Source organism: Kitasatospora sp. Ki12, from assembly GCF_054601375.1.
This window is the reverse complement of sequence record NZ_BAAIHT010000001.1, coordinates 1520940-1534267: the sequence shown is the minus strand read 5'-3', so window position 1 is coordinate 1534267 and position 13328 is coordinate 1520940. Positions and strand designations below refer to the sequence as shown.

15 protein-coding genes are annotated in these 13328 nt (G+C 72.9%); 8 read left to right on the top strand and 7 right to left on the bottom strand.

The genetic code is table 11. The features are described from left to right. Window positions 1-39 precede the first annotated feature (39 nt). The 5 genes from ACYP53_RS06585 (at window position 40) to ACYP53_RS06565 (ending at window position 4793) form a co-directional block, all read left to right on the top strand. A complete protein-coding gene (locus ACYP53_RS06585) occupies window positions 40-1011 on the top strand; it encodes an LLM class flavin-dependent oxidoreductase (protein WP_459646882.1) in 972 nt (323 codons plus the stop codon). After that, window positions 1008-1622: a flavoprotein gene (locus ACYP53_RS06580; protein ID WP_189919844.1), complete on the top strand. Its 615-nt coding sequence runs from the start codon at window positions 1008-1010 to the stop codon at window positions 1620-1622. The genes ACYP53_RS06585 and ACYP53_RS06580 overlap by 4 nt, the downstream gene beginning before the upstream one ends. After that, window positions 1619-2548, top strand: a complete 930-nt coding sequence (locus ACYP53_RS06575) for a hypothetical protein (RefSeq protein ID WP_189919846.1) — start codon at window positions 1619-1621, stop codon at window positions 2546-2548. The genes ACYP53_RS06580 and ACYP53_RS06575 overlap by 4 nt, the downstream gene beginning before the upstream one ends. A 103-nt stretch (window positions 2549-2651) precedes the next feature. Further along, on the top strand, window positions 2652-2936 hold the full coding sequence (locus ACYP53_RS06570) for a helix-turn-helix domain-containing protein (protein WP_189919848.1): 285 nt from the start codon (window positions 2652-2654) through the stop codon (window positions 2934-2936). A gap of 72 nt (window positions 2937-3008) precedes the next feature. After that, a complete protein-coding gene (locus tag ACYP53_RS06565; protein ID WP_189919850.1) occupies window positions 3009-4793 on the top strand; it encodes an ABC transporter ATP-binding protein in 1785 nt (594 codons plus the stop codon). A gap of 71 nt (window positions 4794-4864) precedes the next feature. Here ACYP53_RS06565 and ACYP53_RS06560 read toward each other — a convergent pair whose 3' ends face one another. The 3 genes from ACYP53_RS06560 to ACYP53_RS06550 form a co-directional block, all read right to left on the bottom strand. Continuing rightward, on the bottom strand, window positions 4865-6139 hold the full coding sequence (locus tag ACYP53_RS06560; RefSeq protein ID WP_189920116.1) for a cation:proton antiporter: 1275 nt from the start codon (window positions 6137-6139) through the stop codon (window positions 4865-4867). 73 nt (window positions 6140-6212) lie between these two features. After that, entirely contained in the window at window positions 6213-7385 is a 1173-nt protein-coding gene (locus ACYP53_RS06555) for an ABC transporter permease (RefSeq protein WP_189919852.1), read from the bottom strand. Further along, complete coding sequence (locus ACYP53_RS06550; RefSeq protein WP_189919854.1) at window positions 7382-8299, bottom strand: ABC transporter ATP-binding protein; 918 nt, start codon at window positions 8297-8299, stop codon at window positions 7382-7384. The genes ACYP53_RS06555 and ACYP53_RS06550 overlap by 4 nt, the downstream gene beginning before the upstream one ends. A gap of 63 nt (window positions 8300-8362) precedes the next feature. On the opposite strand from ACYP53_RS06550, the gene ACYP53_RS06545 reads away from it, so the two are divergent. Both ACYP53_RS06545 and ACYP53_RS06540 read left to right on the top strand, forming a co-directional pair. Continuing rightward, entirely contained in the window at window positions 8363-8779 is a 417-nt protein-coding gene (locus ACYP53_RS06545) for a hypothetical protein (RefSeq protein ID WP_459646881.1), read from the top strand. Beyond that, the gene (locus ACYP53_RS06540) at window positions 8776-9090 is read left to right on the top strand and encodes a transcriptional regulator (RefSeq protein ID WP_189919858.1); all 315 of its coding nucleotides are present in this window, start codon (window positions 8776-8778) and stop codon (window positions 9088-9090) included. The genes ACYP53_RS06545 and ACYP53_RS06540 overlap by 4 nt, the downstream gene beginning before the upstream one ends. 207 nt (window positions 9091-9297) lie before the next feature. On the opposite strand, the gene ACYP53_RS06535 is transcribed toward ACYP53_RS06540, so the two are convergent. The 4 genes from ACYP53_RS06535 to ACYP53_RS06520 all read right to left on the bottom strand — a co-directional run bounded on the left by ACYP53_RS06535 (window position 9298) and on the right by ACYP53_RS06520 (window position 10899). Continuing rightward, on the bottom strand, window positions 9298-9480 hold the full coding sequence (locus ACYP53_RS06535) for a hypothetical protein (RefSeq protein ID WP_189919860.1): 183 nt from the start codon (window positions 9478-9480) through the stop codon (window positions 9298-9300). A 57-nt stretch (window positions 9481-9537) separates the two neighbouring features. Further along, window positions 9538-9690: an LxmA leader domain family RiPP gene (locus ACYP53_RS06530; RefSeq protein WP_189919862.1), complete on the bottom strand. Its 153-nt coding sequence runs from the start codon at window positions 9688-9690 to the stop codon at window positions 9538-9540. A gap of 217 nt (window positions 9691-9907) precedes the next feature. Next, window positions 9908-10255 (bottom strand): helix-turn-helix domain-containing protein, encoded by a 348-nt coding sequence (locus ACYP53_RS06525; RefSeq protein WP_229928855.1) that lies wholly within the window; start codon window positions 10253-10255, stop codon window positions 9908-9910. A 467-nt stretch (window positions 10256-10722) separates the two neighbouring features. Beyond that, entirely contained in the window at window positions 10723-10899 is a 177-nt protein-coding gene (locus tag ACYP53_RS06520; RefSeq protein WP_459646880.1) for a hypothetical protein, read from the bottom strand. Window positions 10900-11244: 345 nt separating this feature from the next. Between ACYP53_RS06520 and ACYP53_RS06515 the strand changes: the two genes are divergently transcribed. After that, on the top strand, window positions 11245-13281 hold the full coding sequence (locus ACYP53_RS06515) for a helix-turn-helix domain-containing protein (protein ID WP_189919868.1): 2037 nt from the start codon (window positions 11245-11247) through the stop codon (window positions 13279-13281). Window positions 13282-13328: the final 47 nt, after the last annotated feature.

Genomic DNA, 13328 nt, shown 5'->3' with positions numbered 1-13328 from the left:
CCGGCACCACCAGACCCCCGTGGAGGGATGAAGCCCCGCATGTCCACCAGCGTTTTCTACCCCGTCATGGTCACCGACATGGGCTCGGTGACCTCCTACGCCCGCCTCGCCGAGACGGCCTCCGGCCGCCGGCTGTGGCTCGGGCAGTCGCTCAGCATCGAGACGCACCACGTGTTCGCCGCACTGTCCGCCACGGGCCTGGACCTCTCGTACGGCTCCGCGGTGACCGTGATGCCGCTGTGCCATCCGCTGACCGCCGCCGTCAACGCCCGCTCGGTGGCGATGCTGTCCGGTCAGCCCTACGTGGCCGGCATCGGTCCCGGCGCCGCCGCCCTGCAGCGCAGCATGCTCGGTGCGCCGTACCCGCGCCCGATCGCCACCACCCGCCGTTACGCCACCGTCGTGCGGACGCTGCTGGAGGGCGGGAGGTTCGCCGCTCCGGACGGTCCGTGGGCCACCGAGGGCCTGGAACTGCCCGACGTCGAGGCACCACCGGTGCAGCTGGGCTTGGGCGTGCTGCGCGAGCCGATGGCGCGGCTCGCCGGGGAGGTCGCCGACTGGGCGATCACCTGGCTCACGCCGCCCGCCTACCTGCGCGAGCGGATCGTCCCGGCCATCACCGAGGCGGCCGCCGCGGCCGAGCGCCCCAAGCCCCGACTGGCCGCCGTCGTGCAGTGCGCCGTCGCCCGGCCGAGGCGGGATCTGGCCGTCACCGCCTTCCACGCCGTGGGCAACCACCTGTCGGCGCCGCACTACACCGACATGCTCAACCAGGCCGGTGTCCCGGCCGACCCCGCCGACCCGCGGACCGGGGCCGAACTGCTGGTGGAGCACGGGGTCATGGCCACCGGCACCCCGGAGGAGATCGCCGACCGGCTCGACGACTACCGCGCGGCCGGCGTGGACGAGGTCATCGTCAACGTCGGCGGCGTGCACATCACCGAAGGGGTCGGTGCCGCCGTGCGCGACCTCTCGGCGATCCTGGCGGCGGTCGGGAGGCGAGCCCGGTGACGACGCCGTCAGCGGCCCTGGCCGACGGGAGCGCCCCCGAGTTCGCGGGCAGGCGACTGCTGTACGTCACCACCGGCGGGGTGCAGGCCATGTTCCTGCCGATGTGGCTCTCGTGGCTGCGCGCCAACTATCCGCGGACCGAGGTCCGCGCCGTCGTGACGGCGTCGGCGCGGCGCTTCGTCGGCTCCACGGCGGCCGCCGCGGCCGGCGGCGGCGGTCTGCCCGTGGTGGACCGGTGGCCGGACGAGCCCGACCGCGCCCTGCACGTCGAACTCGCCCAGTGGCCCGACACCGTCCTGGTCCACCCGGCCACCATGCACTTCGTGGCCCGGTTCTCCCAGGGCCTCGCCGACACGCCCACGCTGCTCGCGCTGCAGTGCACCCGGGCGCCGGTCGTCGTGTGCCCGGCGCTGCCGCCCGGCGGCCACCACAACCCCGCCTACCGGCGCCACGTCGCGGAGCTGTCCGAGCGCGACAACGTGACGGTGCTCCCGCCGATCCCCGGGATGAGCCTGTCGACCGGGGCGGAGGGCATCGGCACGGCGGCGCTGCTGCCCAACGCCATCGCCGCGCTGGAGGATATGCGCGCCTGGGCCGGGGGTCCGGCATGAGCCCCGGGGCCGGCGAGCGGGTGATCGCCGAGTTCGGCACCGGCATGGTCCGCACCGCCGTCACCGGGCGGTCCGACGGCACGGTGCGCTGGCAGCGCTTTCCCGGGCCCCTGCGCGACGGCGGATTCGCTCTGCCGGACGCCGCCTTCCTGGCGGCGCTGGCGCGGGCCTCCGGCGACGACGTCCGCTTCGCCGTCCCGTCGGTGGCCACACCGGACGAGTACCGCTGGGAGGTCTCCGGCTCCAGCAGCGCGGCCGCGCTGCTGGAGTCCGGGCCCGGAGCGGCGACCGCCCGGCTGCGGCGCCTGGCCGGCGGACTCGGCCGGCAGCTGCGGGCCCTGCACGACCAGCCGCCACCGCCGGGGCCGGCCCTGCCCCCGCCCGGGTACCTGGTCAGGCTGCGCGACTGGCTGGCCGACGGGTCGGGCCCGGGAGCCGCGGGCGACTTCCACCGGCGGCTGCGGGAGGACCTCGGCCCCCTGAGGTGGGGGCGGCTGACGGAGCTGGTGCACTGGGTCCTCCACCCCGGCCCCGGCGAGCGCCGCACCGTCCTGCACGGCTGGTTCTCCCTGGGCGGCGTCGTGGCGGCCGACGACGGCGCCAGGCCCGCGGTGTGCGTCCTGTCCGGCGGCGACGGCGCACTGGGCCGGCCCGAGGCCGACGTGGGGTGCCTGCTGGGCGAACTCACCGAGTACGGGATGGCGGCCGAGCGCTCCGGCGTCGGCTGGCCCGCCGTGCAGACCCTGCGCAACCAGTTCCTCGCCCACTACGGCCCGGGGCTGGACCCCGAGGTCCTGGCCGCGGCGGTCCTGGCGCGCGTCGCCGCGCACGCCCGGGACTTCGCCGCGTACGTCGGCTGGGACGCCCAGCTCGACGGCTACGGCCCCATGCTGGCGACCCTCGTCGACGCCACCGCCCCCGTCTGAGGAGCCAGGGCGTGTCTTGTGGATCTTGCCGGACAGGCCGGCCCGGCAGTGATCCACAAGACACGCCCCAGACCCAGAGACCACCTGCCGGAGGCCTCCGCCCGTGCCACGAGATCCCAAGCCGTCGCCCGAAGAGAAGTCACGCATCGTCCTGGACCTGCTCGCCCACCGGATCACCCTGTCCGCGGCCGCCCGACAGGCCGGGGTCTCCCCGCAGGCCGTGTCGGTGTGGCGCCGCCAGTTCATCGACGGCGGTCACGAAAGCCTGCACCGGCGGGGCCGGCGCAGTGAGGCGTCCCGGCGCGAACGGGAACTGCTCGGTGAGATCAGCGCCCTGAAGGCCGCCCTGGGCGAGGCGCACCTGGCGCTGCGCTCGCGCTCGTACTGACGCCCCCTGACGCCCCGTCGCGTGCTCGCCGGGCCGCCCGCCCACCCCCCTTCCGACTGAGAGGAAACCGCCATGCCGGTCATCGATCCGGACGAGCAGTCACCGCCGAACGGCGGCACCAGGCCGATCAGCCTGCGCCGGGAACTGGCCAGGATGCCGGGGCAGTTCGCCGCCGCCCTGGGCCTCGCGCTGGTGGCCACTGCCGCGTCCCTGTCCGTGCCGCTGCTGCTGCGGCAGATCGTCATGGACTTCGCCGGGCACCAGGCGATCTGGGTGCCCGTGGCGCTGATGTGCCTCGCCGCCGTGGCCAGTGCGGTCGGCCAGGCGTCGGCCGGCTACCTGATCTCACGCGCCGGTGAGCGCATGGTCCTGCGGATCCGGGCCCGGATCATGGCGCACGGGCTGCGCCTGCCGATGGCCACGGCCAGGGCCCAGGGGGCGGGCGAGCTGACCGCGCGCATCACCTCCGACGCCGTGGTGCTGCGCCAGGTCGTGGACGTGGGCGCGCAGCTGCCGCTGGCCGCGGTCACGGTGCTGGCCACGCTCGGTGTGATGGTCTGGATCGACTGGATACTGACCCTGGTCACCGTCGCGGCGATGGCCGTGGTGAGCCTGGTGCTGTCCTGGGTGATGACGCGGCTGCGCTCGAACTTCGTCCTGCAGCAGACGGCGGTCGGTCACATCGCCCAGCGTTTCGCCGCGAGCCTGCAGGCACTGACGACGATCAAGGCCTACCGGGCCGAGGGCATGGCGGCGAACGCGCTGGAGCGCGACGCCGACGAGCTGCGCCGCGTCTCGCTGCGCGGGGCGAAGCTGGAGGCGCTGGTGCCGTCGGCGACGGCCCTGGCCAACCAGTCGGCCATGATCGCCGTGGTCGTCACCGGCGGGGCCCGGATGGTCGCGGGGCAGCTGGGCATGGCCGACTTCGCGGCGTTCCTGCTGTACCTGGTGCAGACCCTGGCTCCGGCGACGGCCCTCACGACCGCGGTCGGCCGGCTGCAGGCGGGGCTGGCGGCCCGTGACCGGTGCAACGAGCTGCTGGCGCTGCCGGCGGAGGCCGGGGCCTCGGCGGACCTCGCCGCGCCGGTGCCGGTGCCGGACGCCGACGCCGTGGTGTTCGACGCGGTGTCCTTCAGCTACCCGCAGGCCACCTCGGCCGCCCTGGACCGGGTCTCGCTGCGCGCCGGACGGGTGGGGCTGACCGCGATCGTGGGCTCCTCCGGGGCGGGGAAGAGCACCGTCCTGTCGCTGATCGACCGGTTCGTCACGCCGTCCGGGGGCCGCATCGAGGTGCTCGGGCACGACACCGGCCGCTGGCCGCTCGACGCGCTCAGGGCCAGGATCGCCTACGTGGACCAGGAGTTCACCCAGCTGGAGGCGACCGTCCGGGAGAACCTCCAGCTCGGCCGGTCCGGGCCGGCCTCGGACGAGGAGCTGGAGCGGGTCCTCGACGCGGTGGCCCTCGGCGCGGACGTCGCGGCCCTTCCGCAGGGCCTCGACACCCCGCTCGGCCGGGAGACCAACCTGTCCGGCGGACAGCGCCAGCGCATGGCCCTGGCCCGGGCCCTGCTGTCGGACGCCGAGATCGTGCTGCTGGACGAGCCGACCAGCCAGCTGGACGGTCTCAACGAGCACCGTTTCCGGCAGATCGTGGACCAGTTGGCCGCCAGCCGCTGCGTGGTCATCGTGGCGCACCGCCTCTCGACCGTTCAGCACGCCCGTCAGGTCGTGGTCATGAACCAGGGCGGTGTGGTGGACGCGGCCGACCACGCGACGCTCATGGAGCGCTGCCTCCCGTACCGGGAACTGGTCGCCGCCCAGGCGGTGTTCGCGATGGAGCCGGTCGCCGTCGGCTGATCCGGACACGGGTGCGGCGCCTGCGGTTCGACCGCAGGCGCCGCACCCGTGTCCGCTGTCCGCGGCGACGGTCAGGGCCGCGCCCCGGCGGCCTCCCGGGCGGGGGTCGCCGGCCGGCCGCCGGAGGTCTCCCGGGCGAGTTCGGTGCCGCCGCGGGTGAGCAGGTTGAGCAGCGGCGTGGTCGCGGCGGTGGTCAGCAGCGCCATGAGCACCAGGATCGAGAACAGGTCCGTCCCGATGACGCCGAGCTGGCGGCCGATGTTGAGCACGACGAGTTCGGTCAGGCCGCGGCAGTTCATCAGGACGCCGAGGGCCGCCGCCGGCCGCCAGGCACAGCCGGTGAGGCGGGCCGCGAGGGTGGCCGATCCCCACTTGCCCGCCACGGCGGCGCCCAGGACGGCGAGCGTCCACAGCCACAGGGACGGGCCGGCGGCCAGCCGGGCGAAGTCGGTGTGCAGGCCGGTGTCGACGAAGAACAGCGGGAGCAGGATCGGAACGGCCACGGCGCGCAGCCGGGCGGTGCAGCGCTCCAGCGCCGGCAGTCCTCGCGGGGTGACCGCGCCGAAGAGGAACGCCCCGAACAGCGGGTGCACACCGATCCGGTCGGTCACGTAGGCGGTCAGGCACATGCCGACGAAGACGGTCACCATGACGAGCTCGTCGGAGGCGCGCTCGGCGCGCTGGAGGAGCCGGAGCAGCCCGGGGCGCAGGGCGACCAGGGCGGCGGTGACGGCTGCCGCGAGGGCGAGGGTGGTGAGTGCGGAGACCGGTGATCCGGCCGCGCAGAGCGCGACCACGCCGGCCAGCAGGCACCAGGCGATGGCGTCGGAGGCTGCGGCGCAGGCCATGGCGAGCGCCCCGAGCTGGGTGGTGGCCAGGCCGCGGTCGCTGAGGATGCGGGCGAGGACGGGGAAGGCGGTGATGCTCAGCGCCGTTCCGATGAACAGGACGAAGGCCGTCCGCCCGGTGTGCGCCGGCGCCAGCGTCGGGTACATCGCCCAGGCGAGCGCGCAGCCCAGGGCCAGCGGGACGAGGATGCCGGCCTGGCTGACCGCGGCCGCGGTCCGGCTGTGGCCGCGCAGCGAGCCGAGGTCGAGCTCGAAGCCGACGAGGAAGAGGAAGACCAGCAGTCCCAGGTTGCCCAGGCTGGAGGTGATGGGCAGCACGGCGGGCGGCAGGAGCCAGTGCTGGAGGTCGGGGGCGAGCCAGCCGAGGAGGGACGGACCGAGCAGGATGCCGGCGAGGATCTCCCCGATGACGGCGGGCTGGCCCAGTCGGCGCACCGCCCAGGCGCTGGCCTGGCAGGTGAGGATGACCGCGGGTACGGCGATGAGAACGGCGAGCATCGGGTCTTTCGGCAGCACGATGCCTCCTTGTCTGGATCGTTCGGACGGGGCGGGACGCGACGCGGGGTGCCGGTCAGGCGGCCAGGGCCTGACGCCAGCGGACGGCGGCACCGACCCGGAGGATCGAGTTTCGGTAGACCCGGGCGGCGAGCCGCATGGTGACGGCGGTGGCGGCGATGGTGACCGCCGCGGCCGCGGCCTGCTGGGGGAGGGACACATTGCCCGCGCCCGCCTGCAGTGGCATCAGGAGCCCGGAGAACGGCGGGACGTACTGCACGATCTGCACCCAGGACGAGGAGAGGGACTGGACGGCGGCGACCGCGACGGCGACCGGCGCGAGGGTGAGCAGGACCAGGGGCATGAGCACGGTCTGGAGGTCCTCGGGGCGGGACACCAGCGAACCGGCCGCCGCGAACAGGCCCGCGAAGAGCGCGAAGGAGAGCAGGAACCAGAAGCCGGCCGAGAGGAGGGCCGCGGTGCCGGGCAGGCTTCCGCCGGCGTCCGGGAACAGTCCCCTGGCGCCGAGCATCGCGCCGAGCATGGCGGCGACCTGGACGACGGCCGCGGTGGCGATGCCCGCGACCTTGCCGACCATGAGCTGCAGCGGGCTGACGGTGGCCAGCAGGACCTCGACGATGCGGGTGGACTTCTCCTCGACCACTCCCTGGGCGATGGCCGATCCCTGACCGACGATCTGCATGAACAGGACGACGATCATGCTGATCAGGCCGCTGATCTCGGCGGCGCCGACCCCCGCGCCGACGGTGTCGAGACGGGGCCCGGCCTGGACGACGGCCTGGTCGAGAGCGGCGGTGTCGATGTGCTGGAGCGCGTAGGCGTGGTTCGTGGCCCAGGCGCGGCCGAGTGCCAGGGCGACGGCCCGGGCCTGGTCCGGGGTGTCCCCGCGGAGCACGACGGTGACGTGGTCCGCGGTGACGGCGGCCGCGGCCTCGGCCTTGCGGTCCGCGGTCAGTCGCCGGGCGGCGTCCAGGTCCGGGCACGGCACCAGGCGGGCGCCGGAGGGGGCCGGGCCGAAGTCCGCGGCGGGGGCGCCGCAGGCGGCCACGCTGGAGGTCTTGGGCTTGCCGGCGAAGTCGAGGCCGACGGTGAGCCCGAACATGAGCAGGCCCAGGACGAGCAGGCTCACCAGGTAGCCCTTCGTGGCCATCCGGGCCTCGATCTCGCGCCGGTAGACCTGCCAGGTGCCCTGCAGCGGGCGGGTGTGCTTCTCGGTGGGGGTCTTCATGCGGGGGTACCGTCCTTCGCGGGGTCGACCAGGTCGCGGAACAGCTCGGTGAGGGTGGGGCGGCGCCGGTTCAGGGCCCGGACGGTGCCGTGCCGGACGGCTTCGGCCAGCAGGTCGTTCTCGGTGTGGCCGTCGGCCAGTTCCACCAGTACGCCCGCCGCGTCGGGCCGGTAGGACGCGACGGCGGGTGTCCCCTCGGGCCAGCCGGGCGGTGCCCCCTCGACCTCCAGGTAGAGGGAGTGCCCGGTGCGGGGGGCGCGCAGTTCGTCCAGGCTGCCTTCGGCGGCGAGCCGCCCGGCGGCGATGACCCCGACCCGGTCGCACAGGCGCTCGACGAGGTCGAGCTGATGGCTGGAGAACAGGACGGGGACCCCTTGGGCCGCCTTCTCGCGCAGCACCTCGCTCATGTCGTCGACGGCGGACGGGTCGAGGCCGGAGAAGGGCTCGTCGAGGATGAGCACATCGGGGTCGTGGATCAGGGCGGCGGCCAGCTGCACCCGCTGCTGGTTGCCCAGGCTGAGGGTGTCGATGGGCTTGTCGTGGTGGGCGTCGATCCCCAGTCGCCGCGTCCAGCGGGTCATGGCGGAGCGCGCCTGGGCGGTGGACTGGCCGTGGAGGCGGCCGAGGTAGAGCAGTTGCTTGGCGACCGTCATCTTCGGGTAGAGGCCGCGTTCCTCCGGCATGTAGCCGAAGCGGGCCGCCTCGGGGCGGCCGACCGGGGAGTCTCCCCAGTACACGGCCCCCTGGTCGGCGGCCAGCACGCCGGCGGCGATGCGCAGTGCCGTGGTCTTGCCCGCGCCGTTGCCGCCGACGAACCCGAAGATCTGTCCGGGGTGGACGGTGAAGTCCAGGCGGTCGAGGGCCTGGTGGCTGCCGTAGCTCTTGGTGACGCCCTTGTAGGTCAGTGGCTTCACGGAGTACTACTCCCTTGGAGATAAGTAGTTGCCATTCGGGGAACTAGATGCCAGCATGGAGTCATGGATGCAGACGAAGCGAACGAGGCACTCGACCAGGCGCGCCGCTCCTACGCGACGGCCACCCAGCCCCCGCTGCCCGGCTGGGCGCCCGCCCTGTGCGGTCTGCTGGTGGCCGGAGCGATCACCTTGGACGGGCTCGCCCCGGACGACACCTGGCTCCGGCTCGCCGCCATCGCGGGGGGCGCCGCCCTGGGGCTGCTGGCCCTGGGCCTGCTGCGCAATCTGCGCCTGCGCCAGGGGATCCGCGGTCTGCGGGGCCCCGCCCGCAAGGCTCAGACGGAGCTGTTCTCCGTCGGCCTGGTGTTCATCGTCCTGGGCCTGGGGGCCTTCCCGGGCGGCCGCCTGATCTATGCGGGGATCGGTGTGTTCGCCGGGGCGTTCGCCTGGTGGAAGCTGCAGACGAAGGCCGGGCGATGACCGACGGCGACGGCCTGGACGAGGCCTTCCGTACCGCCACCAAGCTGCGCATCTGCGCCTTCCTCTCCGCGTGCGACGAAGCGGAGTTCCGCTCCGTCCAGGAGTACTGCGAGCTGACGCCGCCGGCCCTGTCCAAGAACGTCTCGGCACTCGAGGAGGTCGGCTACGTCTCCGTGCGCAAGGGGTACGTCGGCAGGAGGCCGCGCACCTGGCTGGCCCTCACCGAGGAGGGGGCGAGCGCGTTGGCCGGCCACCTGGGCGCCCTGCGGAAGATCGCCGACGACGCGGCGGCCCACGCCCGCCGCCGGTAGGCGTCCGGGCTACGGCGCCAACCCGAACATCGGCGCCAACCCGGACCACGGTGCCAACCCGGACCACGGTGCCAACCCGAACATCGGCGCCAACCCGAACATCGGCGCCAACGCAGAGCGGTGCGGCCGTCTGGGGGTCAGACGGCCGCACCGGCACATGTCAAGAACTGATCTACTGGACGATCAGGTGATCAAACGATCAGATGATCAGCAGCCGGCCTTGACGGTGGCCGAAACGCTCGCGCTGACGACGGCGCCGGAGGCCGCGAGGGAGGCGATCCAGCTGACCGACTCGACCGAGGCCAGGGTGTCGCCGCCCAGGCCGAGGGAGTACTCCTCGGTGGTGGTGTAGGCGACGTAACCGGCGATGAGCTTCTCGTTGGCGTTCATGTGATGACTTCCCTTCGAAATGTGGATGTTGACGTGGTGGTCAGAACAGCTGGCTGATCAGCAGCCGCCGATGACGGTCTGCGCGGACAGCGCCGCCGAAGCGACGAAGGAGCAGACCGGGGTGGTCGCCGGGGCATCGGCCGCGGCGCCGCCGCCGAACTCCGCAGCGTCGGTGTACGCGGCGTATCCGGCCATCAGCTTCTCGTTCATCTCACTACCTCCCGAGTAGGAACCCTCTTGTGGGCTTCTTCTCGGGCCGGGGGGCTCCGGGGAACCCCCGGCCCGACGAGGAAGAGTCCATCACCGGGGCCAACACACCGTCGAGGAACCGCTCGTGGTCGGTTGACCCGTGAACGCCTCTGACCTCGGGACTTCGATCGGAAGTCGCAACCTGGTGCGAATGTTGACGTGGCGGGTGGGCCGCCGCCTACGCGTGCCGTCTGCCGCCGATCACCGGGACCATGCCTCTGGCCCCGATCTCGGCGGGCCCTCTTCGGGCACCCGGTCTGCGGACGAGCGCGCGCATCTCGCGCAGCTGCAGGTACGAGTCGCCCAGTGCGCTCTTCAACTTCTCGATCTCCTTCAGGAGCTGCTGCTCACGGCCGCTGTGCTCGGTACTGGTGTCGAGGCCCTCACAGCCGGCCTTGATGAAGCAGCGCTTCCAGTTGCTGATGGCCTGGCTGGAGACCCCGGCGACACGGGCCGCTTCGGCAGCGGTCGTCTCGCCGGAGAGGACGGAAAGGATGATGTCTGCCTTCCGCTGAGGCGGAAGCAAGGGTGGTCGTGCCAACGTGTCTCCCCCGTGGTCGGACGAACGAGTCAGCTGTGGAACCAGCGTCTGGCCATCACGTGGGCCGCCGTCACCCACGGGTCGCTGAGGCCCGGCCAGGCCCGCATGAGGCGACGCCAGCGTCCGCCACGGGTGACGTCGGCCTGTCCTCCCGTGCAGGCCCGCCCGTCGGGCGAAGGTCCGGGCCGCGCGTCGGACGACGGCCCGGCCGCCCCGGCCCGTGGTTCCGGTGCCGCCTTCGCGGCGGCGGGTGACCTATGGACTTCCATACCTTTTTCCTCCGTTCCATGCCGTACGGATCGTTTGCGTCGTCGGTCGATCGGCGCGCGGGAAGCCTCGTCCGCCCCGGAGCGGCGGTCGCCGTCCCAGGATTCTTCGGGCGGGCGGGAGTTCGTGGACGGTCGGAGGCGCGGGGCCGACGGAACGGCCTTTCGCCGATTCGCCGGATTCACTCACACGCAGGACCATCCGGACAGCGCCGGCGACTGCTTCACCGCGCGTTCGCACAGCCTCCTGCTCACGTTCCTGGCCTCTTCCGGACTGCCCGCCAGCACGTAGATGGCGAGGTTGAGCACGCCGGGCGAGGTCGACACGTAGACGTGCTCCAGGTGGTCGGTCGCCGTGGCCACTGACCAGAGGAGATCCGTCATCACGGCCGGTTCCAGCCTTGGCCGTTCAGCGGTCGAAGCGGCTGTGATACTTCCGAGAACGAGCAGCATTTCCATGTGATTCATCAGTCCCAGATGATTCCGCCGGGGAGTACCAACATTTCGCCCTCCTCTCCCGTACGGGAACCATTCCGTTCCCGCGGTTGACAGTTGCTACCGACGGGTCTGAGTATTGCTGGCCCTGGCCAGGCCGCGGAAGACAGTCGGTCCGAGCGGAAACGCTCTTGAGCGCAAGCTCTCACCGGCCGTGCCCGGCCCGGGGAACCGCCCACGCACCACCTGTACTTCAGCTCGAGAGGCAAGCCAGTGACCCGCCTGTCCGACGCCCACTCCTCCTGCTGCCCCGGCGTGGAAGCCGTCCGGGCGGCGCCGGCGAAGCCCCTGAGCGGCGTGGTCGCCCGCTACCTCGGTTTCCGCGCGCCGCAGAGCTGTGCCCACTGGAGCTGCATGGAGCTGCCCTCAGGATCGGCGAGCCTGCTGTTCCTGTTCGAGGGGCGGGTCGACGTCCAGGCACTGGCGGGGGGCGGCCACACGCTGCACGGCTCCGCGCTGGCCGGTCCGCGCAGCACCGCCAGGAGTGCCACCTACTCCGGCCACCTCAACGGCGTCAATGTCGCCCTGACACCCTTCGGCGCCTACCAGGTGCTTGCGCAGCCCGTCTTTGTTAGCGCTAACACCATCGTGGACCTGGACTCCGTGCTCGGCCCGGACGCGCAACGGCTCCAGGACCGGCTGCAGAGCGCCAACTCGTGGCAGCAGCGCTTCGCCGTGCTCGACCGGTGGTTCCTCCACCGGATCCGCAACGGGCCGACGGTCGCGCCCCAGGTGCGCGAAGCCCACCGCCTCCTCACCCGCCGGACCGGCCGCGACACCCGGCCCGGCCTCGCCGAGATCGCCCGGAGGCTCGGCTGGAGCGAGCGTCACCTGCGGACCCGCTTCAACGAGCAGATCGGCCTCGCCCCCAAGCTGGTCGCCCGGATCGCCCGCCTCCACCACGTACTCGTCAGCCACACGCAGGGAAGCAGCTGGGCCGAGATCGCCGCCGGAGCCGGCTTCACCGATCAGGCCCACCTGTCCGCCGAGATCAAGGCGATGACCGGGCTGCCGCCGACCACGCTCGCGCAACTGCGGGCCGCCGGCCCGTCCGACCTCGACCGCGTCCCGAACCAGGTGACGACCCTCCTGCTGCCTGCGCCGACGCGGGCCGCGCCCGTCCCGAACGTTTCCGCTTTGTACAAGACAAGTCCTGCCGCCGCCGGAGAGACTGCCCAGGGAGATCAACAAGAGAGCCGGTGGGGGGCCACGCGCGCCTCATCGCCATCACGGGGGATGATCACAACCATGCTGTCCGTGCTCGGGCTCGACCCGCACACAGAATCCGTCTACGCCTTCCTCGCCACCGCCCCGCAGGGCCACGGCGTACCCGCCATCGCGGACCACCTCGGCATCCCCGAGGAAGGCGTCCGCACGGCACTGGACCGCCTCGCCGAGCTCCAGCTGCTGCGCGAGTCCTTCAGCGCCGAGGGGAGCTGGCGGGTCGTCAGCCCGCACGTCGGACTCCACGCGCTGCTGCACGACCAGGAGGAACAGCTCCGGACCCGGCAGAGCGAACTGGCCAGGGCCCAGGCCCAGGTCAGCAAGATGATCGACTCGCTGTCCAGACACGGCGGCGACGTGGACCCCTCCCTCTGTCGCCGGCTGGACAGCATCGACGCCATCCAGACGGAACTGGAGGCCATCGCCGAACGCGCGCAGCGCTCCGTCCACAGCTTCATGCCCGGCGGAGCCCACTCGCCCCAGGCGCTCGCCGCCGCCGAACGCAACAACGCCCGCGCCCGGGCCCGCGGCGTCGACATCCGCACGATCTGCCTCGACAGCGTGCGCAACCACGCGCCGACCCTGCAGTACGCCCGGGCCCTCAGCGCCGCGGGGGGCCAGGTCCGCACGGTTCCGACGCTTCCCATGCGCATGCTGCTGGTGGACGACGAGACCGCCCTGGTCCCGGTCGACATGAACGATTCGCGGGCCGGCGCCGTCGTGCTGCGGCTCCCAGGCGCCGTCGCGGCCCTGGAGGCGCTGTTCGCCATGGCGTGGGAACAGGCCCTCCCGCTGGGCGTGGTCGACGGCGACGAGCAGGCCGTCCCGCCGGAGCAGGGCATCTCCGGAGCGGACCGCGAACTGCTGCGCCTGCTGGCCCAGGGCCTGACCGACAGCGCCGCCGCCACCCGCCTCGCCGTGTCCGTCAGCACGGTGCGTCGGACCATGGCCCGGCTGATGGAGCAACTCGGCGCCCGCAGCCGCTTCGAGGCGGGCCTTCGGGCGGCGCAGAACGGATGGCTCTGACGCCGCCCGGCGGAGGTCGGGCGGGCTGGGGCCCGTCTTCGAACCCC